We start from the raw sequence: 25528 nt of genomic DNA on the forward strand, positions 1-25528 counted from the left end.
ATCTCTACAATTAGAAGACCATGAATGACCCGAAAATCATGGAAACAAGTACAGCAACCATCATCCAAGGCAGCGTCTTTTTCAATATCTCGTTAATATCGCTCTTCGTAAAGTCAGCAACCCACACGTTGTGCGAGTTCGTCGGATCGGATACCGCCTGAACATTACTTACGACGCGCAGAGCCAGCATAGCTGCTACCGGAGTCATTCCCGCAGTAACGAACAGGGCGGCAATCCCGCTGCCAAGTCCCCATACGTTCAGAGGACCGCGATAAATCGCAAGAGGCGATAGCAGGGTGAAGAAAATGATATACATTAACGGGCTGCTTGGCAGCACGCTCTCGATCAGCGGCGAAATAAGCGATGCCACCTGAGGAGCCATAACCGAATTGAGCAAAATACCGATACCGATCATCAGGGCCATAGCTCCTGCCACATCTTGAATTCCCTCAACAAGGGCGCTGGAGAGCACATGAATCGGCCGTTTCGGCAAGGTCAAAAGAATCGTCACCAGCGCACCGATAATAACAGCCGGTACGATATCAATCTTGAACGCAAAGACGAGGATAACCGGAACGAGCGGGCTAATCAGGGCAAAGGCGGGAACCTTCTTGCCTTCTCCTCCGCTAGCGGTCGGCATCGCCCAAGCCTTGCGGCCTTTGCCGTCTTTTTTGATATAGAACACAATCATGGCCAAGGAAACGATAATTAGCGGCAGTGCGGCAACCAGCGTGTAATCCGCAATCGTCTGAACGGAAAGACCAAGCACGTCTACGTATACGGCCCAGTTCGATACGTTGAACAAGGCGCCTACCCCAACGGCTGAAATCACGACGATGGAAGCGACGAACTGGGATATTCCAGCGGTCAGCATGATCGGAATGACAATGGTACCGACCAGGATAACCATGCCCAGACCGCCCGCCGCCGAGAAAATAATTGAAGCGGTAACAAAGAACAGAATCGCTATCATAACGGGCTTATCCCCGGCAAGCTCTGCAGCTTTCCGGATAATCGATTTCGTAATGCCCACTTTATTGAGAATTTGCCCGAACCAGGCACCGAACACCAGACCCGCGATCGCTCCCGACAGCCGCATCGAGCCAGCGGATAAAATGGTCTTGGCAATAGAGGTTGCTTCAGGATCATTCGAAATCCACGGAACCCCGGCGATCACCGCGAACAGAATCGCCATAGCCGGCAAGGCCAGTATCGTCGGAAGCTTCCTTGTCATCATCAGCCCTACGAATACCAGGAAGACGACTAGAATTCCAATAGCTTGAAACCACATCAAAGATGTCACTGTAATTTCCCCTCTCGAATTAGATGCATGTTCACTTTAATGGCCATGACCCTGCTAGACCTCCAAATAGGCTCCCTGCTCCTTCAGCATGGTCTGCACTTTCTTAATGTCTATATCCTGGACCGGTATGCCCTCCTTAGCTGCAATCGCCGCAGCTACGCCTCCAGCATGGCCAATCGCTCCCGTAGTAGGCGTTGTTCTCATCGCGGCCTGAGCTTCAAATGTTGCCGAGATACACCGGCCAATAACGATGAGGTTCTTGACCGAATCCGTAATCATGCAGGAGTACGGTATGCTGTACATGCCGCCCCATTCCAGCTTCTGATGCTTCGTTCCTTCCCCGTCCGGACTGTGGATATCAATCGGATATCCCGAGTGGGCGATCGTATCTTCAAATTTCCGCTGCTCCAAAATATCCTCCGCCGTCAGTGTATACATTCCTTTGATCTGTCTCGAGCCCCTTACACCAATGGACGGCCCTGTCGATTCTACGACAGCGTTCTCAAAGCCTGGAACATATTTATGTAGAAATGCTTCCAGTTCCCGGCACTGCTTGCGGCCTTCCATCTCCGCCTTGCTCAAGCTGTACGCATCCGTCGCGTCGTGGCCTAGAATCCGGGTCGTATTCAAAATCACCTCGCCTGGGTTGTTCGTCTCAAAGAACAGGATGTTCTCGCGCGGAATCGAGATTTCTCCCTTCGCCTTCGCCTCTTTGAACAGGCTGTCAAAGCCGCCCACCGACAATCGCGGCGATTTCTCAATGATCGAGGTGTCGCCGTTGTACAGCGGAAAATCCTCGGGATGCTCATGAATATATTGCTTCACTCGCGGGATATCCACGTTGTACATTTTCATTTTCAGCGTCATCGGCTGTGTTGCTCCATCGGACTCCCGGCCGATCGTATACTCGACTCCTGCTCCGGCCGATAAATCTCCGTCTCCGGTAGCATCGATAAATACATTGGCGCGAATTTCACTAAGTCCGGATTTATTGCATATCGTAATGCCGGTAATTCGGCCCTCTTCCGTCTTCACCCCGGCCAGCATCGTATGATACAGAATTTCGCCGCCGTTCTCGACCACCATCAATTCCAGCTCATGCTTCATCGCCTCCGCATCAAATGGCGTAACGGAATACGTAAAGCCTACTGTGTCAAAAATATGGCCCGGCGATTTCCCCAGCTTCTGAAGGCGCTCGATAAGCTGATTCGTAAACCCTTGGATCGCCAGCTTCTCGCCCGCATGAAATGTCATCATCGGCCCTACCCCGTTAGCGGTAAGCGTTCCGCCCAGGAAGCCATGCGACTCAATGATCAGTGTCCTTGCGCCCGTGCTGGAAGCGGCTATTGCCGCCATGGCGCCGGAAATGCCGCCTCCCATGACAACTACGTCAAATTGTTGTGTATTTTCCATTCCCAAACCCCTCTCCCCAAATAAAATGATTAAAATGATCCGCTTTCTAATCCTAGGCTAACAAAAAAAACGAATCCTGTAAATGCTTTCAGGAAAATTATTTTCTATATTTCCGGATTTATTGTAAATCTTTTTCGAACAAAAAATCCCCGGACATTTTTAACAGGCTTCGCACCCGTTAATCCGTCCGAGGATTTATCCCATCGCCATACTCTATTCATCTTTAAAAAGCCGCAATCCCAGCACATGCCGATCGATCCCTGCTAAATCCGGGATCGTAATAATCTCCTGCCAGTGCCCGGCGGCGCGAAGCATAGCGGCTACGTCAGCAGCCTGGCCCATGCCGAGCTCGAAGCCGAGCACTCGGGGCGGCTGCGGGAGCAGCGCCAGCTGCGCCATCATCTCGCGGTATGGCGCCAGCCCGTCGGGGCCTCCGTCGAGCGCGGTGCGCGGCTCATAGTCGCGCACCTCCGGCTGGAGGCCCGTGATCACATCCGCCGGAATATACGGCGGATTGGACACCACGATGTCCAGCGGCTCGCCCGCAAACGGCTCAAGCAGGTTCCCCTGCTTGAACGCCACGTCCAGGCCGAGCCGCCGGACATCCTATGTTCTCGGCAGGCCAGCTCGTTGACGCCACGCAGAACTGCGACGCGTATACGGAGACATCGGCCGCGCTTAAGCTCTGCATGATAGGGCCAGGCCGCGCCGCGTGACATTGCCCTGGGCCACGGCCAGGGCGTCCGGCGAGACATCGCGCGCCGCCCCGCGCCAGCTCGGGCGCAGGGGCTTGAGGGCAGCGGCAATCGCACCGCGGCCGGTGCCGATGTCGGCGGCATACAGCGCGCCGCCGGCGGGCAGGCGATCGGCCTGCTGCACGATCGCCTCCACGAGCAGCTCCGTCTCCGGACGGGGAATCAGCACAGCCGGCGTGACCTGGAAGGTCAAGCCGTAGAATTCCTGTTCCCCGATAATGTACTGCGCTGGCTCGCCCGCCGCTTTGCGGCGGATCACTTCCTCCCACGCCTCCTTCTTCTCGCGCGGGAACGGATCGCGCAGCGCCGCCAAATATGCGGCGCCCTCCAGGCCGAGCACATGCCTAATCAGCAGCTCGGCATTGGAATCCGGCTCCTGCACGCCCGCCGCCGCTAAAAAAGAAGAAGCCTCTCTGCGGGCTTCCGAAATATTATGCTTGTCAGATAGGGTATAGCTTACGCCGTCTCTGTTCAAAGCGTTATTCTCCTTTTTCCATCATTTCAGCCTGCTCCGCCAAAGTCAGCGCGGCAACAAACTCTTCGATGTCCCCGTTCATCACTTGATCCAGCTTGTGAACGGTCAGGCCGATCCGATGATCCGTAACCCGGCTCTGCGGGAAATTGTATGTCCGGATCCGCTCGCTGCGGTCGCCCGTACCCACCTTGCTCTTCCGCTCGCCGGCGTATTTCGCCTCTTCTTCCTGGCGCATCATATCGGAAATCCGGGCCCGAAGTACCTGCAGCGCCTTCTCCTTATTGGAGTTCTGCGATTTGCCGTCCTGGCACGTCGCTACGATCCCCGTCGGAATATGCGTTACCCGTACTGCGGACTTCGTGGTGTTAACGGACTGTCCGCCTGCCCCGCTGGAGCAGAACGTATCGACGCGGATATCCTTGTCGAGAATTTCGACGTCCACTTCCTCGGCCTCCGGCATGACCGCTACCGTCGAGGTGGAAGTATGAATCCGTCCGCCCGACTCCGTCGCCGGAATACGCTGCACGCGATGCGCGCCGCTCTCGTATTTCATCTTGCTGTAAGCGCCGCGGCCGTTGATCATAAAGATGATTTCCTTGAAGCCGCCGAGATCGCTCTCATTGACGTCCATAACCTCGACCTTCCAGCCTTGGTTATCGGCAAAGCGCGTATACATGCGGTACAGGTCGGCCGCAAACAGAGCCGCTTCGTCTCCGCCAGCCGCGCCGCGGATCTCCACGATAACGTTCTTGTCATCGTTCGGGTCCTTCGGCAGAAGCAGAATACGAATCTGTTCCTCCAGCTCCTGCTGGCGGGCGGACAGCTCCTCAATTTCCATCTTGACCATTTCGCGCATTTCATCGTCCAGCTTCTCGGCCTGCATAGCTTTCGCCGCCTCGAGCTCTTCAATGACTTTCTTATATTCGGTATAAGCCTCGTAAGCAGGCTGCAAGTCCGATTGTTCTTTAGAATAATCCCTTAGTTTCTTCGTGTCATTCGCTACATCCGGATCGCAGAGCAATTCGCTTAATTTCTCATAGCGATCAGCCAGGGATTGAAGTCGATCTAACAAGGGAAGCCACCTCTCTTTACATGGAAGTTTCCTGAAAATAGCCGTCCCTCAACGTTCAACACATCAAGAGCAAACGACTGTTTATTATACCATAACTTCCGGCTTCTGAATAGACCCCCCAACCGAATCCTCTTCCCGGCTTCTCGCTTCCATACGAGAGATCCCGAGCCTCTGCATTTGCCATTTGTTAAAATCCTTCGCGCAGTACAACGGCAACCTAACAATATTTGAGCAATAACATAGCGCTAGTACAGCAACCGTACAGCAACAGTGCAGCGAACTTACAGCACCTGTCGCCACCGGCATCCAGCGACATTACTGCGACATTACAGCGGCATTATAGCAGCAATAAAGCTGAAATGCAGCGGGATGCAGCGGGATGCAGCGGGATGCAGCGGCAAATACAACAGCAATACAGCGGCAAATCAGCACCCTGTTCAGCCATCGCGATCATTTTGCGTACCTCGATGCGTCGGCAATCCACCCATTTCCTCACTCAAGGGAGCAGACCGACCATGGATAGTCCGCGGGCAATTCCGTGCCGGTCTACGTCTGCGGTCACATACCTTGCAGCTTGCTTGACGCAATCCGGCGCATTTCCCATAGCAATGCCGTGCCCTACATACTGCAGCATCTCCAAATCGTTCAGATTGTCACCGAACGCATAGACCTCCTCCCGCTCGAAGCCCATGCTGTGAATGAGCTAGGCGATGCCGCTCGCTTTCGAGCCTCCGCCGGGAAGCACATCCAGCGAGAAGGGGTGCCATCGTACAAAGCTAAGCTCCGCGAATCGTTCCCGGTATTGGCGTTCCTCCGGCTCCTTGCAGAACAGCATTGTCTGATAGATCGGCCGCCCCCGGAAGAATCCGGGATCATACTCGGGATGAGCGTATTCCAGCGACGCCATGCAATGCTCCACATAGGAATGATGCTTTATGCTGCTGCGCATGAAATCTTCATCCAGGTAGACCAGGGGATGGCCGCTGGCCGCGGCGAACCGGGACAGCTCATCCAGCTCCTCTTCCCGGAAAGGGTTCGTGTAAATGCGTTCCCCCCTCATCACAACATACTGGCCGTTAAAGCCGACGTAAGAGTCGATTCCCAGTTCTTCGGCCACTCGCCGCAGCATAAAGGGAGAGCGGCCTGTCGCCAGTGCTACCTCGTGGCCGAGCTCCTTCAAAGCCTGAATGGCTTCTTTAGCTGAAACGGGCAGCTGCTTGCGGTGATCCAGCAGCGTTCCGTCAATATCGAAAAATATCATTTTTTTACTTGCCGTCCCTATGTTATTTCCTGAGGTAGTGTCCCTAAGGACACTGCTTCCTGCGAGCCTGATTGCCATTCATGCTCACCACCCTGCTGTAGCCTGCTGCAGCACAGCTTCACCCGGCGACGCATTGGAGACCATACCGGGAATATGCAAGGATACCTGGTCATGAAGCTTGAAGGCGGCCGGGGAGATCACTTCCCACTGCTGGCCTGCTGCGCGGACGTCATAGTTGAATTCTTTACCCTGAAACTGGACGTTCACGATCTCGCCGTACAATCCTCCAGCATGAGCCGGCTCCAGCCGGAATTGATCGGGACGCACCGGGTACAGCCCCTGTGACTTGAAGCAGTCCGCTACAGCCTCTCCAGGCCAGAATATCGAAGAATCGGCGCCGAGCGGCGTAAAGCGGTTCTGGCTCCAGCTTCCCTGAATTAAATTGGCCTTGGATACGAAGCGGGCAACGAATTCGGTCTCCGGACGCAAATAAATTTCCTGCGGTGTGCCGACCTGCTCGATCTGCCCATCCTTCATGACGACGATCCGATCCGCCATAGACAAGGCCTCCCCCTGGTCATGCGTCACGTAGACGATGGCGGAGCCTGTCTCGCGATGCACCGACTGGATCTCCCGCCGCATGTCCATCCGCAGCATCGCGTCCAGGCTGCTCAGCGGCTCGTCCATCAGCAGCAGCGTTGGCTCGGGCGCGATCGCCCGGGCAATGGCCACGCGCTGCTTCTGGCCGCCGGACAGCTCATGCGGCATCCGTTTTGCCAGCTCACCCAGGCCCACCAGGCGGAGCACCTCGTTAATCCGCTCATCCTCCCGCTCGCGGATTGCCTGCGGCGTCTCCTTATGCATGCGGATCGGGAACCGGACATGCTCATAAATATTCATGTGCGGCCACAGGGCAAAGTTCTGGAATACCATGCCGATCCGTCTTTTTTCCGGGGGAAGGCTGGACCGTGACGTCGCTACGACGCGGCCGTCGATGGCAATCTCCCCCGAGGTCGGCTGTTCGAAGCCCGCCAGCATGCGCAGCAAAGTGGTTTTGCCGCAGCCGGAAGGACCGAGGATGGCTACGAATTCGCCATCGGCTATATTCAAATCGATGGATTTCAATGCCTGAAAGCTTCCGAAAGTCTTGCTCACCTGTTTTAATTGAATCGTCATGACTGCACCCCTTTTTTGAAGGAAAATTTCTGAAGAAGCCCCAGCAATCCCGCGCCTGCGAAGATCAGGAATACGATCAGGCTGGACAGAGCCGTGGAATAAAGGGTGTTCCCGGCCTGCTCAAATCCGAAAATCGTAACCCCAATCGTCTGCGAGCCGGAGGAGTAGAGCAGCGCCGAGACCGTCAATTCAGTCAGCGCGGTCAGAAAGACAAGCAGGGCTCCGCTAATCAGCCCCGGGAGCAGCATCGGCAGCAGGATTTTGCGCCAGCGCCGCCAGGCTCCGGCTCCTGATATGCGGGCGGCTTCTTCCATTGAGGCGTCGACCTGCGTGAACGCAGTGACCCCCGCCCGAATCTGCAGGATGAGAAACCGGCAGACATAGGCGATGAATAGAATCGTCGTCGTCCCGTAGATGCCCGGATTCCAGCCCGGGATCGGCTCCATCCATACAAGAATCATCGATAAAGCGAAGACGATCCCCGGCAGCGTATAAGGGACGGAAATGGCCAGCTCTGCCAGCCGGTTGAGCTTCGAAGGCCGGCGCACCCGGAAATAGGCGAACAAGGTGCCGATGACCAGACAAACGATCAGCGTTGTGAAGGAGAGCAGCAGACTGTTCTGAATTGATTTCCAGGTGGACGGGTTGTCCAGCAGGATATACCGGTAGTTGTCCAGGGTTAAATTGCCGAGCCCCTTGCCTCCGTAGGATTTTTTGAGCGAAAGGGAAATCATCGCAAATAGCGGAATGATCGTGATGAAAATAAGACCGCCCCACAGAAGGGGTCCGACCCAATAGCGGTGCTTGCCGAGCAAATAGCGCGGCTCCTCATCGGCTCGCAGGGCTTCCGCCTGCTTGCTTTTGCGAACGGACAGCCACTGCAGAAGCGTGCCTGCGACGGCAATCAAGCCGAGGATTACGGACAAGGAGGCGCCCCGCCCGAAGGCAGAGGGACCGAAGCCTATAATCTCCTCATAAATGAGTGTGCTTAATACGCTAATGTTGACCGGCGTCCCGAGAAAAGCGGGAATGCCGAAGTTATCCAGGGAAGCGAGGAAGACGAGCAGACCGCCTGCTGTGATGCCAGGCAGTGCCAAGGGCATCGTGATTCGGGCGAAGGTCCTCCATCTCCCGGCTCCGCCTGTGCTCGCGGCCCACTCCAGATCCCGGGGGATTTTTTTCAGCACGTTGACCGTAAATAAATACACAAGCGGAAAATGATGTATGCCCATGACAAATATAATGCCGCCCACACTGTACATGCTCCAAGGCTTGGCCCCCGGATTGAACCACTGCAGCAGACTCGCCATCCAGCCCTGCGGGCTCATAAACGACGACCATGACAACGTCAGCACGTAGGAGGGCAGTACGAAGCAGAGCAGCATCAGCAGATGCAGCAGTTTTTTATGCGATAAATCGGTGTAGGCCATCAGCCAGGCCGCAGTCACGCCCAGAACGGCGGACAGCAGGGTTGAACCGGCGACGATGACGAACGTGTGCTTCATCGTTCTCCAGAAGCGTTCCTGCTGCAGCAGCTCCGCATAATAATTGAGAGAGAGGCCCTGCTCCCCTTGTAGGCTGAGCATAACAAGCTTGACGATCGGCAGAACGAAGAAAAACAATGTCGCGATAATCCCTACAGCAGCGCCGATGTTGCGACCCGCCGGGGATGCGCCGGGAAGGGCAAAGGGGAAGCCCCCGTTCCCCTTCCTGGCCCTCAGCTCCGCGCCGGGAGTATTGATATTCGTCATAAGCTGCATGCCACCTTTTTAGTTACCGAATAGTTCCGTAAATTTCTTCTTGTCAGCCTCGCGTTCTTGGGTCAGCGTGTTCAGATCCGCAGATAGAATCTTGATGTCGGCGATTCCCTTCAGCCCCTCTGGAGGTGCGACCCCTTCGCGAATCGGCGTGTACCCGATGTCCACGGACAGCTTCTGTCCTTCTTCGGACAGGACGAAGTCCACAAAGGCCTGCGCCGCTTCCTGATTATCCGTGCCCTTCATGATTGCAATCGGCTCTGTAATGATCGGCACCCCTTCGGTCGGATAGCTCAAATCGATCGGGGAGCCCTTGGCTTTTTCACGTACGACCATATAGTCTACGACCATGCCGTAGGATTTCTCTCCGCTGGCAACTGCTTTTAATACGGCGCCATTCCCTTTAATGACCGACATGTTGTTGTCCTTCAACACCTGGAGATAATCCCAGCCAAAGCCTTCCGACCGCGAGAATACGCCAATATTATAGGCCGCAGCGCCGGAATAGAGCGGGCTCGGCATAATCGCGGCATCCTTGCTGTCCGCAGCGGCTAGAGCCTGCCAGGATGTCGGCAGCACAGGCACCTTGTCGGTATTGGCAGCCAGGATCGTGGCGATCACTTTCGTACCGGTATACATGCCGTCTGGATCTACGAGCTCATCGGCAATATGCACCGCCTCTGGAGACTTGTAAGGCAGCAGCAAATCCTGCTGCTTCAGGCCTTCAAAGGTAACAGCATCCGCCAGCAGCAGGACATCGGCCTGCACGCCGCCCGCCTGCTTCTCCGCCTGGATTTTGGCGGTAACCTCCTCTGTTCCCGAGCGGAAGGTCTCCACTTTGACATCCGGGTATTTCTTGTTGAATGCTTGAACCAGCTGCGCGGCGTCCTCCTCCGGCTGGGACGTATAGAATGCGAGCTGTCCCGCTATTTTGGCAGGCGCTGCCCCGGCGGACTGGGACTGCTCCGTTCCGGCAGCAGAGCTGTCTGTGCTCCCGTTAGCGGCCGGCTTGGCCGGCGAACCGCAAGCGCTGAACAGCATCATAGCTGCTGCCATGACGGCCATGACTGAGGTCTTTTTAAAGGTGAACAATCTCTCTTGGTTTATGAACATCGTAGGTTTCTCCCCTTATCCTAAAGTAAAAATTTTTGAATGGCTTTCGCTACTCCGTCTTCTCCATTACTGCTTGTGACGGCCTTGGCCAGCCGCTTGATATGCGGCTTGGCATTGCCCATCGCGACACCGAGTCCGGACCAGGCCAGCATGTCGGCATCATTGTCGTAATCGCCGACCGCCGCTACCTCCGAGCTCGGGATATGGAGCTCGCGGCAAAGCTGCTCCAATGCCGAGCGCTTGCTTACCCCGTACGCATTTACATCGAAGCGATGCCGGCCGGTCCGGGTCAGCGTAAAAGCCGGCTCGCTCCGGGCTATTGCCAGCTGAGGCGATTCCTGCACCCCCTCTGGTTGAGCCGCCTCTTGTTGCGGCATAGCCAGCAAATGCAATTCCTGCGATGGCTTCGCCAGTTGTGGAGCTTCTGCTTCCATCCCCAACCGCCTCATCCATTCCGAGATCAAGTCCGGGGACGGGCCGATGACCGTCGCTTTATAAATCGGCGGGGCCGGCATGGAGATGCCGGACACGAACTGCAGCAAATCCCCGACCGCCACGACCTCGATCATGCCTAGCTGCTCGGCGTAATTTTGCTCATTCAGTTCCTTGTCCGGGGAAACGACGACATTTGCCAGCGGCCAGCGGGCATTCATCTCGTTAATCTCGCGAACATAAAGCTTGTTATAGCCATACAGCTGAACGTAAGCGCCATGCTCATCCGCAAACCGGATCAGCTCCTGGATACGCTTCGGCGGCAACGGAGTACCCGCTTTTAGCCCACCGGTCGCTTCATCCAGAATCACGGCTCCATTAAGCGCAATTAGAGGAGCGTTCATTTCCGCTGCCCTGGCATGCAGCCAGACCGAAGCCGGAAAGCGGCCGGAAGCGATAGTAACTCGCCCTCCTCTGCGCATGTATGCTCTGATCTCCTCATGGACGGCTGGCGTTATGACCTTGTCAGGATTAAGCAGCGTTCCATCCATGTCCAATGCCAACAGCCGATACAACCCCTGCACCCGGGCGATTCCCGAGTCTTGCCTGCTTAATGCCATTTGCAATGTTTAATCCCCGCCCTCTTCTTGAATAGTCGAATATGTTATGGCTGGCCTATTCATTTCTTTATTTCCCGTCCTCTTTTGTTGCCATATCACATTAAACGCTATAAAGGACCGAGGTATTCGGAAGCTCAACGGGTCCGCCGAAGACTTCGCTGGCCGATTGGCGCATGAATTCCAGGTCGCCGTCCCCCGGCAAATGGACCAGCACCAGCCGCTTGACGTTCGCCTGATCCGCAATCATTCCCGCCTGGCTTGCGTTCATATGGCCTGCCCCGGTCGTATGTACGCTCCCTTCGCAAATCGTTGCCTCGCAGAGAAAAATATCCGCCCCTCGCGCAAGCTCCACCAGAGCATCGCAGTAGGAAGTATCGCCCGAGTAAACCAGCACCTTACCCTGATAGGTCACCTTCACTGCGTAGCATGGGACCGTGTGGGACACGGGTACAAATTCAATATCCGCTCCGGCTAGCCGGATGATGCGGCCCGAATCGATCCGGTGAATCTCGGAATGATCTCCATACAGCGTATCTAAAATATTGGCAGGCTCATCGGGGGTGTACAGATTCAGCCTCTTCTTCATTCTCCCGTTGCGGATGGCGTTTACCGCCGCATACTGCAAAATGCCGATGTCCGCCATATGATCATAATGAAGGTGGGACAGAATGACCCCGTCCAGCTTGTCCACGCTCGTATGCTGCACCAGGCGGCTCATCACTCCGCTGCCGCAGTCCAGGAGAATCTGACCTTCACCAGTGTTGATCAAATATCCAGCCGTAGCCCCGCCTGCCGAAGGATAACCTCCCCAATAACCTAGAATTTTGATGTCCATTACATCCACTCACCTCAAGCTCTTCTTATGCGGAAATTACCTGTGCCTATCATCCGTTATTCGCTTTACATTTGTTCAGGCACAATACAATTGTAAAACAGCATTGTTTTTGTTACGTTAAAACTGCATCATCCGATTGTAAAATCTGCCGCAAGCGAGGCCGCCTCACTTTTTTGCGCCAAATAATCGTGTATACTATGTTGTGATCCTACGTTAGAGAGAGATTTTTAAAGATAAAGGTGGCTTTGCCGTGAATGACGACAACATCAAAATGATGACGAAAATCTGCAAGCTCTACTACTATGAATCCTGGACACAGGAGAAAATCGCTGAGAAATTCAGCATATCGCGCCCGATCATTTCCAAGATGATTCAGAAAGCCAGGGAGATCGGCATTGTAGAAATCATCGTGCATGATGACCCGCAGCAAACGACGGAGCTGGAAAAAGAGCTGGAAATGGCTTACCGGCTGCAGCAGGTGCTCGTTGTGCCTACGCGGGATTTAAATAAAGAGCTTGTTACCAGCGCCGTGGGCAAGGCTGCGGCTCAATTTGTACAGAAGCTGATCAAAAACGGGGACCGGATCGGAGTGTCTTGGGGGAATTCGTTGTATCATATGGTCAGAGAGTTCCCGCTGGATAAAAAGGACGACGTCAAAATTATTCCGCTCATTGGGGGAACCGGCAACGAGCGAACCGAGGTTCACTCGAATCAAATTGCCTACGAGCTGTCCAAAAGGCTCGGCGGAAAATGCGAATCGCTGTATGCCCCTTCGATTGTCGAGACGGAAGAGCTACATGGACAAATCGTCAAGCTGCCTAATATAGCATCCGTCCTGCAGGAGGGGGAGCAGATAGATTTGGCGATTGTGGGGATCGGCAACCCCTACTCCATGTCCACTATGGAACGGTACGGCTACTTGAATGAAACGGTGCTGCGCGAGTTAAAAGAGCTGGATACCGTAGCCGACATCAACTCGAGATTCATTAACCGAAATGGAGAAATCGTAGATCACCCGATCAACAAAAGAGTCATTGGAATCGGGCTTGAACAACTGAGACAAGCCGACAACGTAGTCGGCCTGGCCTTCGGGCTGCACAAGATTGAAAGTATCCGAGCGGCTCTGACAGGCGGCTACATCAACATGCTCGTCACCGACGAAGCCACCGCCTACAAGATCATGGAAAACTAGGCGTTTTGTTTTGGAGACGGGCTGGAGTATTGGGTAAGCTGTTGCGTTGGGGACAATGTGTTGGACCGGGGCATTGGGACAAAGTACTGGATCGTGGTGATGGAATATGCGCCGAATCGTAGCGAGGGAATATGTGCTGAATACGAGCGAGGGAACAGAGGGGTTGGCCGAGGGTTCAGACAGACATTGGGTCTTGGCGCTAACTGGTGCGGTAAGCTGAAGTACTTCTAGACTGTAACGCTGGGACAAAGTGCATAATCCCAGCGAACGAACAGGGGGTGGCCGAGGGTTCAGACAGGCATTGGGTCTTGGCGCTAACTCGTGCGGTAAGCTGAAGTACTTCTAGACTGTAACGCTGGGACAAAGTGCGTAATCCCAGCGAACGAACAGGGGGGTGGCAGAGAGTTCAGACAGGCATTGGGTCTTGGCGCTAACTCCCACTGTAGTCTAGGGTATTAGGCACAAGCTTCGGGCTACCTTTTTAGTAGGGGCCATACTTCGAAGAAATCCCTTAAAAGCACGTTGCTGAACCACCTGAATGATGGAGACCGCTCGGCTAACGGACAGGAGATCCGCTATTACTATGAATTTGGGCAAATTCAACAAGCTAACGGACCGTGGTTCCGCTATTGAGCGCAAATGACAGTATTTTAACTCATTTTTGCCCAAATAAAGGATCCTGGGTCCGTTAGCTTTAATTTTTTGGCCTTTTTGGTAAAATAGCGGACTCAGGGTCCGTTCTCGTTAAACCTCCGCTTCTTCAATACCCCACACTCCAGTAACGCAGCTCCCAACGCGTGGGATTCGCCGCATAGCGAAGTTCGTATTTAAAATAAAGCAACAGATCAACAGTAGAGCTCACTGCAGTTAAAATGTCCACCACGCATAAAAAAGCCTGCCGATTCCGGCAAGCTTTTATTTGCAAATATTCGGTTGCCCGCACCTACACATTAAAGCGGAAGTGCATGATGTCTCCGTCCTGGACGACGTATTCCTTGCCCTCCAGCCGCAGCTGGCCGCGTTCTTTGACCGCGCTCATCGAGCCGGCAGCCACCAGGTCGTCATAGGACACAACCTCGGCGCGAATGAATCCGCGCTCGAAGTCCGTGTGAATAACTCCAGCCGCACCCGGCGCTTTCGTTCCTTTGCGAATTGTCCAGGCGCGTACCTCCTGAACCCCAGCAGTAAAGTAGGTGTACAATCCGAGCAGGCGGTAAGCGGCTTGGATCAGGCGATCCAGCCCGGATGCCTCCAGGCCCAGCTCCTCGAGGAACATCGCCTTGTCATCGCCCTCCAGCTCAGCGATCTCCGCTTCAACCTTGGCGCTGATCGGCACCACCTCAGCGTTCTCCGCCGCGGCGAACTCCTTCACCTGCTGCACAAACGGATTGCTGTCCGCATCGGCTACACCGTCCTCGCTCACGTTAGCCGCATACAGCACCGGCTTCATCGTCAGCAGATGCAGGTCGCGGATGATCAGCTTCTCGTCATCGGACAGCTCCACACTGCGCGCAGGCAGGTCGTTGTACAGCGCCTCTTTTACGCGCTCGAGCACTTCTACCTCCTGCGCATACTGCTTGTTGCCGCCCTTCATATTTTTGCGGGAACGCTCGATCCGCTTCTCCACACTGTCCAGATCCGCCAGAATGAGCTCCAGGTTAATCGTCTGGATATCACTGATCGGATTGATTTTTCCGTCGACGTGAGTAATGTTCTCGTCCTCGAAGCAGCGCACGACATGCACGATGGCATCCACTTCGCGAATATGGGCCAGGAACTTGTTGCCCAGACCCTCGCCTTTGCTCGCGCCGCGCACCAGGCCGGCGATATCAACGAATTCAAAAGCAGTCGGCACCGTACGGTTCGGTACGACCAGCTCCGTCAATTTATCAAGGCGCTCATCCGGAACCTCAACCACCCCAACGTTAGGGTCGATCGTACAGAACGGATAGTTTGCGGATTCCGCACCCGCCTGCGTTATTGCATTAAACAGCGTAGATTTTCCAACGTTCGGCAAACCTACGATACCTGCTTTTAAAGCCATATGAATGACAACTCCTCATTATAGTAATTGCTCAGCTTCTTATCTTCTTCAATCATAGTACATATACCCCGTCCATATTTCAAGGACAACCGTTGTGGAATATCCTGCTTGGCAACAGCGGCCTTAGAATGGATACCAGAACTCCCGGAAAATTTGCAGCTTCAAAAATATCGCCAGCCCAAGAAGCAGCAGGCACAGCATGATCGCCAGCTTATCCGCTAGCGACATGACGGTCCCCATGTACCAGGTGCGCCTGCGGCCCGTGCCGAAGCCTCTCAGATCCATCGCATCCGATACCGATTCAATATGCTGCAGCGACGATTGCAGGAGCGGAACAACGATCAGGGACAGATTTTTCAGCCGTCTACGCAAGCTTCCGTCTCCCCGCGATATGCCCAGCCCCCGCATTTGCATTGCGTTCAGAATCGTCCGGAATTCCTGCGTCAAGTCGGGAATGTAACGAAAGGCGATGCTCACGGCATACGCCATTTTATACGGTACGCCCAGCTTATTGAGACTTGCAGCAAACCGGCTCGGATGCGTCGTAAAAATAAAGAGCAGCGTAATCGGCAGCAGAGTCATATACTTCAGCGATAACGTCAGCACATAGAACAGCGTCTCCCGGTTAATCGTACTATAGCCGATAGGGATGAGCGGCGTATCGCTGCCCGTCAGAGTCGTCCCGAAGCGCGGCGTAAGCAGCAGAATAAAAGCACTGTTCAGGACGGTAAACACCGTCAGTATCCAGAAAAGAAACGACATTCGCTTCAGCGGAATCCCCGCCATCAGCAGCATGGCAGCACCAGCCGCCAGCATGACGGCAAATATGCGCAAATCGAGGAACAGAAATGTAGCGACCGTCCAGCTCAGCAGCAGGATCAGCTTAACCGCCCCGTCCATCCGGTGAAAAAACGAGTTCCCCTCAATATACAAGCTTCCCGTTCTACTCATCAGAGAGCTGCCCTCCCTTATGCACAGCAAGATAAGCCTCTACGAGACGAGACGGCGACGACAGGCCGCATAACCGGGCAAACCGGGACAGACTGTCCTCCCGCAGACGGGCCTTGCCGGTCACTTCTGCGTCTGACAGTAAGCCTGCGACCTTGCCCTCGGCGATGGCCTCGCCATCGGCCAGAATAACCGCGCGATCCGCATACTCCAATGCCAGATGCATATCATGCGTAATGAACAAGAAGGCCGTCCCCCGGGCCGCCAGACGTTCAATAAAGCCCATAAACTCGGTGTAATGCCGATAGTCCTGCCCGGCCGTCGGCTCATCCAGAATAATGAGGGCGGGATCAAGAACCAGTACAGAGGCGATGCAGAGCCGTTTTTTCTGCCCGAAGCTCAGCGCCGATACCGGCCAATTCCGATACGGATACAGCCCGCATATGCGCAGCGCCTCCTCGATCCGCCTCTCCCGCTCCTCCGCAGCAACGCCGCGGGCAGCGAGGCCAAGCCCCACCTCATCCCGGATCATATGCTGCGTTATCATCTGATGCGGATTTTGCAGGACATAGCCAATCTGCTCGCCCCGGCGGCGTATGGACCAGCTGCTGATATCCTCCCCCCGCAGGGCAATCGCCCCGGAGCGGGGCTTCATCAGCCCGGTGATCAGCCCGGACAGCGTCGATTTGCCTGCCCCGTTGTTGCCTAGCAGAGCCACCGTTTCCCCTGGGTATATTTGAAAAGAAATCCCCCGAACAACCTCCCGTCCTCCGGGATAAGCATACGTAACATTCCGGACCTCAAGCAGAGGGTCCTTCGGGTCTCCATCCCGTACAGATGGTATCCGTACAGGGATAGAACCGGCCCACTGCTCAAGACTCGCGCGAAGCCGCGCGAGCTTGTCTGGTTCCGCACTAGCCAGGGCCGCACCTAATTGCTGCGTGGGCGATTGCTGCGTGGGCGCGCCTGCACCTAGCTGGACCGGATGGCTCCATTCCTCCGCCGGCACTCCGGCATAGGCCAATGCCTCCAGATAGAGCGGCTGGCGAAGGCCATGCTCAGGCAATACGCCATCCAACAATATGCGCTCAGGGCTGCCCGCCGCAACGATTTCCCCGCCGTCCATGACGATGATCCGGTCCACCGGCTGCTCCAGCACATCCTCAACCCGATGCTCAATAATAATCACCGTCTTGCCGCTGCGGCGATGGATATCCTCAATCAACGCCATAGCTCGCATGCCGCTGACCGGATCAAGATTAGCCAGCGGTTCGTCGAACAGCAGAATATCTGCCTGCGTCGTCAGCACGCCGGCGAGCGATACGCTTTGCTTCTGGCCGCCCGATAAATCATGCGGCCCCTGCGCCTCATAGTCGAGCATTCCGACCAAATCGAGCGAGGAGAGGACCCTGACCTTCATATCAGGCTGCGGCACAGCCTCATTCTCCATTTGAAAAGCAACATCCTCTCCCACCGTTTGCCCTACGAACTGGGCATCGGGGTTCTGCAGAATCGTCCCGACTGAGCGGCTGCGTTCGAATATCCCTAACGAAGCCGCAGGCTGCCCGTTGAGCCATAACTCCCCCGAAATGTCGCCACGGTAGGAAAAGGGAATTAGCCCATTGATACAATGGGCTAAGGTCGATTTGCCGGAGCCGCTCGGCCCGGCAATCCATATTTTCTCGCCACGCAGGATGTCGAGATTGATATTGATTAAAGTCGGCTTGGACTGCTTCTTATAACGAAAACTAAAATTCCGAAATGAAATCACTGGCTGCATAAGGACATAAACTCCTAACTATCTACACTCAAATTCGAGTCATTCCGATTGCGCTTCGCATAAGCCCATACGGCCGGTATCCCGAGAACAAAAAAGACCGCCGTATTCGCAAGCCCTGCAACTGCCGCTTGAACGATAACCTTCCCGCCAGGCTCGCCCATGATATAAATATCGAACAAATACGAGAATGCCAGGGACACAAAAATGCCAATAACGCCGTACACGATAAATTGTATGATATGGCCCTTCCTGATCTCTCCATCCTGCGGATTGAAGCCCTTGGCCAGGTAAATCAGCCCCATGAAAGCCGCGGAAATTCCCGAGCCGAGAGCCCAGCCCCACCAGACCGTGCCGCTTGTAATGAAATCATTGATAACATGGCCGATGAAGCCGGCAATGAAGCCGACGACAGGTCCGAACAGTGCCCCGAAAATCGCCAGCAAAGCGATCGAAGGCCGAAGCTGCGTATCCGTTCCGATCGGAATGCCGATCCAGCTCGTCGCTCCGTACAGCGCAGCACCAATCCCGATCGTCACAACCGTTCGGGTGCTCCACTTCCAGATGGATGGTTTCATGATACATTCCCCCTTAATCTCAACTTGTCAGGCTCATTGCCGTTCCTAACATGTCAGCATGTTCCTTATGTCGTACCGGCAAAGGAGCTTCTGATTTCAATATAAGGGGGAACCCGTAGAAACGCAATATAAATCTGTGTAATTTTATCGGATTTATCCGAAATTCGCATTTACTCCCGCCGGACCAGCCGCGCCGTGCTTCTAAGCGCCGCAATATTGCCGGCGCCAATCCCGAACATGGCGGTGCGCAGCTCCAGCTCGACGCGCTCCAGCTGCGCGTCAAGCGCCTCTACCGAGTGCACCGCCGGCTCCAGCAGCGCGCGTCCAAACCCGGCCCCGTCCTGTCCCTTATCCACATCTAGATGTGTATAAGGGACAGAAGCCCTTCTTATGCGGGCCGCCGTCGAGCGCGGTGCGCGGCACCGACGCCCGCACCTCGCGGATGCATTCCGCGGTAGGAATGCCCCAATCCGCGAAGGCCTCCGCCGCGATGCGCCGAACCGGATCGGCGCTGCGGAACTTCTCGACCTGGCTCCAGGACGTGCCGCCGGCGCCAGCCACGTCGATGAACGCGGCGCCAGCTTCATGAAGGCGCTTCGCGGTCATCCCGTCGATCCCCCAGCCGACCTCCTTGACGCCGACCGGGATCGGCAGCTTCCTGCACAGTTCCTCGATGCGGGCCAGTACGCCGCGAAACGCCGTGTTGCCTTCTGGCTGAAAAATCTCCTGCAGCCCGTTCAAATGCAGCACGAGCATATCTGCCCCGGCAATCTCTACCGCACGCATGCATTCATCGGCGCCGAAGCCGTAGTTCAGCTGCACAGCGCCCAGATTGGCGATAACTGGAATGCTTGGCGCTTTGCCGCGGACGGCGAATGTAGCCGCCAGCTCCTCGCGCTCGACCGCCGCGCGAACGGAACCAACCCCAAGAGCCCAGCCGCGGTGCTCGGCGACTTCAGCCAATCGTTCATTGATCACGCCGGCCAGCTCGCTTCCGCCGGTCATCGAGCTGATCAAGAACGGCGTACGGAGCGGAGCCCCCAGAAAGATGGTTTGCAGGCTAATCTCATCAAAATTCAATTCAGGAAGCGCATTATGCCGGAACACATATTTCTGAAAACCGGTCAGCACACCTTCCGCGCCTACCTGCTCCTCCAGACAAATGCGGATATGTTCACTTTTGCGCCCGGATGTATTTCCCATATTGCCCCTCCTTATTCCTTATTTTCGCAATCCCGTATATCTCAAACTAAAACAAGCTTGAACAAGCTACAACAATGGTGAGAACAGCCGGGCCGCAGATTCCATAAACCGTACGAACAGCTTCTTCTCCATAAATGCTTTGTACTCAATTTGCTTCGTAAACAACAAATCCCGCTCGAAATCCTTCACCATCTGCGCGATGCTGTCGCACTGCACGAGCAGGGCGTTTACCTCAAAATTCAAATGGAAGCTGCGCATGTCCATATTGGCCGTGCCAACGGTGGCGATTTCTCCATCCACGATGAGCAGCTTCGAATGGAGAAAGCCTTTTTCGTATTCAAAAATTTTCACCCCAGCCTCAAGCAGCTCGGGAAAGTAAGAATGAGAGGCCAGAAACGGCAGCCATTTGTCCGGCTTGGCCGGAAATAGAATCCGTACATCTAGACCGGATAAGCCAGCAATCTTAAGCGCCGTAAAAATATCGTCATCCGGAATGAAATACGGGGTAGCGAGCCAGATAGACTTTTTGGCCGAGGACATCATCGAGAAAAAGATGCTTTTCAGTGTACGGCTCTCATTGTCGGGTCCGCTAGGCACAATTTGCACGGCACCGCCGCAGCCAGTCTCCAGCTCCGGTGAGAAATATTGCAGATCCATGATCTTCTCTCCGGTGACGTATTTCCAGTCCTGCAGAAAAATAATTTGCAGCGAGCGGACCGCCTCTCCCTTAACGAGCATATGCGTGTCCCGCCAAAAGCCGTACGTCTTGCTCCGGCTCAAATATTCGTCCCCTACGTTAAGGCCGCCGATGAAGCCGGTCGTGCCGTCGATGACGACGATTTTCCGGTGGTTCCGATAGTTCACCCGGCTCGATAGGGCCAGAAAACGGACCTGTCCATAAATGCCGACCTTGACCCCGGCCTCCTCCAGCTCGCGGATGAAGGACTTCGGCAGACCGATGCTGCCGACGGCATCGAACATAAACCGGACCTCAACGCCAGCCTTGGCCTTCTCGATCAGGGTCTTCTGGATTTCCCTCCCGATGTCGTCCGCCCGGTAAATATAGTATTCCATATGTATATGATGCTCAGCCTTCTTCAGCTCCCTTAAGATCGAAGAGAAGGTCTCCTCGCCGTTCGTCAGCACCTTCGTTCGGGTAGCCATGGAAAAAGGCGTCCGCGCCAAACGCTGGGACAGCTGAAGCAGCCGCTGCTCTTCGGGCGTGAACTGCGATAAATCCCGGGGCAGCATATGAGCGTTGTTATCGATGCGTTCGTAGTTTTTGCGGTCCTCCTCGGCCTTTTTATCGAAATTCCGGCGTTTGAAGTAGTTTTGGCCAAACAGGAAATAAAAAATAAGACCGACGACCGGAAGCAGGCCAAGCACCAAAATCCAGGCCACGGTACTCGAAGGGTTTCGATTTTCCATAAATATCGCAAAACCAATCGTAATTACGGTCAAGGTCTGAAAAATACTGACCAGCGTACCGCCGAACTTGCCGAAGACGCCGAAGCCGAAATAATAAAATGCAATAAGTATGGCGGCAATAATCAAGATTTGCAATCCACGTCTCATGGTTGTACTCCTTTTCACAGTATGCTGCAGTGATTCTATTTTACATGATCCGCAAGTTTCTTCCTAATAAAATGTTCTTTCCCTCCATTATAGCGCATAAGGGTACAAATTCGATGAGAATGGAAACTAAACAAAATAAGGACGATCACCGGGTGCCTGATTTCAGCGCCCCTAGGCGGATCGTCCTTCTGTATGAGGTTGAAGCCTGAACTAGCTTATATCTGCCTTCCATTTGCGAAGCTGCTCCAGATCCTGGTGCAGGAACTCGCGCAGCAGCTCGGCCAATCCGCTGTAGAGCGGAGTCTCGGTCGCCCGGATCATCTCCTCTGCCAGCCGCGGGGCCCATTTCAGCAAATGGATTTCCAGGAAGCGGATCTGGGCGTCAGCCAGCTCCAGGCAGCTGCTTCGCATATGTTCCAAATCCGCCCGGCTGCGCATCCCCTCCGCCATGACGGCCATGAACTCCAGCTCCATGGCAATGTGATCGTCCCGTTCGCCGGACAATTTATTGAACACTACCCCGCTATCGGCGTACATGGACCGGATATGGGAGATGCACGCAGCGGCATTCGCCCCGTCCCGTTTTGCCCGAAATGTCCCTTCCCAAGGGATCAGCAAGCCCCGATCTCCCATGAAAAGCCGCCGATATTCCTCGGCTTCCAAATGGCATACACTGCGAAATTGATGCTCGGGAATGCTCTCCAAATAACTTCTCAGCCGCTTACCGCCCCTGCTGTTGGGAATTCGATCCGTCGCTTCCGCACGCTGCCGCCATTGGGCAATCAAAGACATGCGCGGCGGACGGCTCAAAAAATCCATCAGCAGCTCATACACCCAGCCGCGGCGCTCCAGCCATACGATTTGCTCCGGCGATGCTTGAACAGGCTCTTTGAACAACATGCTCATATCGGTCATCTCCCCGCAAAGAAATATAAGACAAGTATAGGCCCGTATATTAAGGTTTATGCCCCGCTTAGTTTGAAAAAAAGATGATTTCCTCCTTGGTTCGGAAATCATCCAAGTAAACATATACCGACACATGATTAAGGGGGTCATGTATCGCTCACCTTCATTATAGCCTAACAATGAAAATGCTTTATATGATATATTTTACATTTTGGTTAACGCTTTCTCCGTCGCCGTTCACCCTGAAAATTGGCGCGGCCTATGCGGCCTATGCGAGCTTTATAGAAGTTTAATGCCCTGCTAAAGGGTGCTGATGCACTGCTAAGGAGTTGAGCTGAACCTAAGCTTTTGATGTACTGCTAAGAGCTTGGGATGAATCTAAGCTTTTGATGCACTGCTAGGAGCTTGGGCTGAATCTAAGCTTTTGATGCACTGCTAGGAGCTTGGGATGAATCTAAGCTGGAGCTTGCTGGATTCCTGGCTGGATGACTTGGGTGGATTCACGACTCCTCCGCATTTCTGTGACCGATCGCTGCAGCCTCCTCTCAGGCGGCGGACGAAGCTATGGCCGACCGACCGCCGTCATTCAACAAAACACCGCAAACTGAAGCTGCGTGCTGAATGTTGCCTGCTGGAGTTTGCGTGCTGGAAACTGCCTGCTGGTAATTCATGCGTGCTGGAATTTGTGTGCTGGAATTTGTGTGCTGGAAGCTGCCTGCTGGAAATCATGCGTTCTGGTATTTGTGTGCTGAAAGCTGCCCGCTGCAATTTGCCTGCTGGAAGCTTCCCGTTGGGCTTCCCCATTATGCTTAATGTAATGCCGCAAATCGGGCTAATCTTGAAAAAAGGCGAGCCTAGGACGCAGGAGCGCCAAAAGGTTCGCCTTTTTTACTGCAAATTCTGTTGTTCATACAGCCGCTGCGCAGCCTGGTAATCCTCCGGCCGGTTCATATTGAAAGCCGCCAGCTCCGCAGACAGCCCGGAGGCTTCGCTCAGCACCTGTTCTCCAATATATCTGGCTTTAAGCCCTGATACCCACTGATTTGCCTTCAGGCGGCCTTCCCCTAGCGTACGCTCCAGCCCGCACAATACACTGCGGTTATACATGGCCAGCAGCGGCTGCGGCCGGCCGCCTATGCGGGGAACAAGCGCATCCAAGATCTCTCCGCATGGCTCGCTGCCCTGTTCCTCATGCTGCCGAACCTGCTCGGCCAAAAAGCGGAACAACGGCGCATTTACGAAGGGCATGTCGCAGCTCACGACTAGGCTCCACCGATGAGGCGATGCCGCAAGGCCGGCATGAATCCCTGCCAGCGGACCGCACCCCGGATAGATATCCGGCAGCAAAGGCAGCCCAAGCCCGGCATAAGCGCTTGATTGCCCACTGGAGATGACGATATGCCCGGCAGCCTTCTGCAGTTCCCCTACAATGCGTTCAATGACAGAAAGCCCTCCTAGAGGCAGAACTGCCTTATTGGTCCCCATCCGGCTCGAATGGCCGCCAGCCAAAATAATTCCAGTCCATTCCATTTTATCGTCTCCTTATGTTCAAGAAGGGTTATAATTAGTAATATTTCTGTTAATCCGGTAAAAGATGGTTTGTAACCTTTTTCGTCCCTGTGTTACATTGAGAACGTAACCATTTAAATCATTGCGAGCTATCGATTCAGTGTCGATTTGGACAGAAGGGAATGGCGCGTTTGCGGAATTATACTGAGAATCCGTCAAATTCTTTACTGCCCTTAGGGCTGCTTAATTTTTTCATTTATGGAACTATGGTTATCTTTGCAGCCTTCTTCCAATTATATTTGTTGGACGTCGGCATGGACAAGCTGGAAATCGGCAGCCTGATGGCGATTGCCCCTCTGGTCTCCCTGTTTGCCCATCCATTCTGGAGATATTTGAGCGACCGTACTCAGAATATTCGCATCATCTTGCTAATTATGCTTACAGGCCTGCTAATCGCCGGCCATATGGTATTTCAGGTTAATACCTTTACTATGCTCTATTTGACGATGCTTCTGCTGTATTTCTTTCAAAGTCCCCTGCTATCGCAGAGCAACAGCCTGATTCTCGGCTATATCGAAGGGACCGATTTGAGATTCAGCACTTATCGGCTGTGGGGCTCCTTGGGATGGACTTTGCTGGCGCTAACCGCGGGCTTCGTCATCGACCAGGTCGGACATAACGGCATTGCCCTGCTCTTTACCGCGACCTTGATGCTGGCGATCGGCTCCGCCTTGATGCTCCCGTCCATTCGTAAGACGACGAACACGCCTTGGTTGAAATCCTTCGAAATCGCCCGGGCTGTGCAGAATAAATACTTTATCGCCTTTATTGCGTTCGGGGTGATGGTCTCTATCCCCAATGCCATTAACACTATATTTATGCCGCTGTTCATGAATGATTTGGGCAGCTCGAGGCTGGAGGTTGGCGGGGCGGTGTTCCTGTCCACGCTATTCGAGGCGGGGGCCTTTGTGCTGCTGCATCGCTTCCTTAAGCGAAGAATCACCTATTTAATGGCCTGCATCACGATCGTCAGCCTCCTGTTCGCTCTCCGGTGGCAGCTGATGTCCGTAGCCTCTACGCCAGTACAAATCATTTTTATCCAAGTGCTGCATTCGGTGACATTCGGCGGCTTCTTCTATGTAGGCACCCGGCTGACTGCCCTGCTGCTGCCCCGTCCTCTTCGCTCCTCTGGACAAGCCGTCTACGCCTTCGCACTGAGCGGTCTTGCCTTCATTCTGGCCGGGTTCCTCGGCGGTTGGCTGTTCCAAAGCTTCGGGGCGGTCATCATGTACCGCATCGGCGTCGCCTTCACATTATTCGGCGCGGCAGGCTTTGCAGCCATGTGGTACCGCATTTATAAGGCAGGCTATTCGCCTATTCCGTTATCCGAAGAAGCTTGATGGAACCGAAATGTCCGATGCTCCATAGGGGCATCGGTCTTTTATTAACTGGACGATTACATTATGCAAAAAAACAACTCCCTGCCCGTCACGCCCGAACGCAGCAGCCGGTCACGCCGAACAGCAAGGTGTTGTTTTCTGTGGTACTTCCTTATTTTAAACTATGAAATGCATTTCAGATCAA

The 25528-nt window shown here is 54.4% G+C and carries 18 protein-coding genes and 4 pseudogenes; 3 read left to right on the forward strand and 19 right to left on the reverse strand.

The window, feature by feature from the left end; all coding sequences use genetic code 11:
* Positions 1-10: 10 nt before the first annotated feature.
* From BN2762_RS06020 to BN2762_RS06065, 11 genes and pseudogenes are all read right to left on the reverse strand, one after another.
* Entirely contained in the window at positions 11-1303 is a 1293-nt protein-coding gene (locus tag BN2762_RS06020) for a transporter permease (RefSeq protein ID WP_230202436.1), read from the reverse strand.
* 54 nt (positions 1304-1357) lie between these two features.
* Complete coding sequence (locus tag BN2762_RS06025) at positions 1358-2716, reverse strand: FAD-dependent oxidoreductase (protein ID WP_055106122.1); 1359 nt, start codon at positions 2714-2716, stop codon at positions 1358-1360.
* 213 nt (positions 2717-2929) lie between these two features.
* Positions 2930-3307: pseudogene (locus BN2762_RS25845) on the reverse strand (protein-(glutamine-N5) methyltransferase, release factor-specific); the annotation flags it as partial.
* A 112-nt stretch (positions 3308-3419) separates the two neighbouring features.
* A pseudogene (locus tag BN2762_RS25850) lies at positions 3420-3946 on the reverse strand (N5-glutamine methyltransferase family protein); the annotation flags it as partial.
* A gap of 4 nt (positions 3947-3950) precedes the next feature.
* A complete protein-coding gene (prfA, locus tag BN2762_RS06035; RefSeq protein WP_055106123.1) occupies positions 3951-5018 on the reverse strand; it encodes a peptide chain release factor 1 in 1068 nt (355 codons plus the stop codon).
* A 496-nt stretch (positions 5019-5514) separates the two neighbouring features.
* A pseudogene (locus BN2762_RS06040) lies at positions 5515-6279 on the reverse strand (Cof-type HAD-IIB family hydrolase).
* Between the two features lie 84 nt (positions 6280-6363).
* Complete coding sequence (locus tag BN2762_RS06045) at positions 6364-7455, reverse strand: ABC transporter ATP-binding protein (RefSeq protein ID WP_230202437.1); 1092 nt, start codon at positions 7453-7455, stop codon at positions 6364-6366.
* Complete coding sequence (locus BN2762_RS06050) at positions 7452-9206, reverse strand: ABC transporter permease (RefSeq protein ID WP_055106124.1); 1755 nt, start codon at positions 9204-9206, stop codon at positions 7452-7454. The genes BN2762_RS06045 and BN2762_RS06050 overlap by 4 nt, the downstream gene beginning before the upstream one ends.
* Before the next feature lie 18 nt (positions 9207-9224).
* A complete protein-coding gene (locus BN2762_RS06055) occupies positions 9225-10325 on the reverse strand; it encodes an ABC transporter substrate-binding protein (RefSeq protein ID WP_055106125.1) in 1101 nt (366 codons plus the stop codon).
* A gap of 20 nt (positions 10326-10345) precedes the next feature.
* Positions 10346-11377: an HAD hydrolase family protein gene (locus BN2762_RS06060; protein WP_055106126.1), complete on the reverse strand. Its 1032-nt coding sequence runs from the start codon at positions 11375-11377 to the stop codon at positions 10346-10348.
* A 100-nt stretch (positions 11378-11477) separates the two neighbouring features.
* Positions 11478-12212 (reverse strand): MBL fold metallo-hydrolase, encoded by a 735-nt coding sequence (locus tag BN2762_RS06065; protein WP_055106127.1) that lies wholly within the window; start codon positions 12210-12212, stop codon positions 11478-11480.
* A 250-nt stretch (positions 12213-12462) separates the two neighbouring features.
* Here BN2762_RS06065 and BN2762_RS06070 point away from each other — a divergent pair, with 250 nt between their 5' ends.
* A complete protein-coding gene (locus tag BN2762_RS06070; protein WP_083484787.1) occupies positions 12463-13404 on the forward strand; it encodes a sugar-binding transcriptional regulator in 942 nt (313 codons plus the stop codon).
* A gap of 943 nt (positions 13405-14347) precedes the next feature.
* Here the strand turns inward: BN2762_RS06070 and ychF are convergent.
* The 7 genes and pseudogenes from ychF to BN2762_RS06110 all read right to left on the reverse strand — a co-directional run bounded on the left by ychF (position 14348) and on the right by BN2762_RS06110 (position 22435).
* Positions 14348-15448 (reverse strand): redox-regulated ATPase YchF, encoded by a 1101-nt coding sequence (gene ychF / locus BN2762_RS06075; protein WP_055106128.1) that lies wholly within the window; start codon positions 15446-15448, stop codon positions 14348-14350.
* 123 nt (positions 15449-15571) lie between these two features.
* Positions 15572-16399, reverse strand: coding sequence for an energy-coupling factor transporter transmembrane component T family protein (locus BN2762_RS06080; RefSeq protein WP_055106129.1), 828 nt, complete (start codon positions 16397-16399; stop codon positions 15572-15574).
* The gene (locus BN2762_RS06085; protein WP_055106130.1) at positions 16392-18176 is read right to left on the reverse strand and encodes an ABC transporter ATP-binding protein; all 1785 of its coding nucleotides are present in this window, start codon (positions 18174-18176) and stop codon (positions 16392-16394) included. The genes BN2762_RS06080 and BN2762_RS06085 overlap by 8 nt, the downstream gene beginning before the upstream one ends.
* Before the next feature lie 14 nt (positions 18177-18190).
* Positions 18191-18751, reverse strand: a complete 561-nt coding sequence (locus tag BN2762_RS06090; protein ID WP_055106131.1) for an ECF-type riboflavin transporter substrate-binding protein — start codon at positions 18749-18751, stop codon at positions 18191-18193.
* 170 nt (positions 18752-18921) lie between these two features.
* A pseudogene (gene fni, locus BN2762_RS06095) lies at positions 18922-19954 on the reverse strand (type 2 isopentenyl-diphosphate Delta-isomerase).
* A 66-nt stretch (positions 19955-20020) separates the two neighbouring features.
* Positions 20021-21529, reverse strand: a complete 1509-nt coding sequence (gene cls, locus BN2762_RS06100; protein WP_055106132.1) for a cardiolipin synthase — start codon at positions 21527-21529, stop codon at positions 20021-20023.
* Between the two features lie 210 nt (positions 21530-21739).
* The gene (locus tag BN2762_RS06110) at positions 21740-22435 is read right to left on the reverse strand and encodes a TorD/DmsD family molecular chaperone (protein ID WP_055106134.1); all 696 of its coding nucleotides are present in this window, start codon (positions 22433-22435) and stop codon (positions 21740-21742) included.
* A gap of 448 nt (positions 22436-22883) precedes the next feature.
* Between BN2762_RS06110 and BN2762_RS26805 the strand changes: the two genes are divergently transcribed.
* On the forward strand, positions 22884-23369 hold the full coding sequence (locus tag BN2762_RS26805) for a hypothetical protein (protein WP_148499886.1): 486 nt from the start codon (positions 22884-22886) through the stop codon (positions 23367-23369).
* On the opposite strand, the gene mobA is transcribed toward BN2762_RS26805, so the two are convergent.
* The gene (mobA, locus tag BN2762_RS06115) at positions 23324-23965 is read right to left on the reverse strand and encodes a molybdenum cofactor guanylyltransferase (protein ID WP_055106135.1); all 642 of its coding nucleotides are present in this window, start codon (positions 23963-23965) and stop codon (positions 23324-23326) included. The genes BN2762_RS26805 and mobA overlap by 46 nt on opposite strands.
* Positions 23966-24126: 161 nt before the next feature.
* Here mobA and BN2762_RS06120 point away from each other — a divergent pair, with 161 nt between their 5' ends.
* The gene (locus tag BN2762_RS06120; protein WP_055106136.1) at positions 24127-25344 is read left to right on the forward strand and encodes an MFS transporter; all 1218 of its coding nucleotides are present in this window, start codon (positions 24127-24129) and stop codon (positions 25342-25344) included.
* Positions 25345-25528: the final 184 nt, after the last annotated feature.

This window comes from Paenibacillus ihumii, assembly GCF_001403875.1.
GTDB classification, from domain to species: Bacteria; Bacillota; Bacilli; order Paenibacillales; family Paenibacillaceae; genus Fontibacillus; species Fontibacillus ihumii.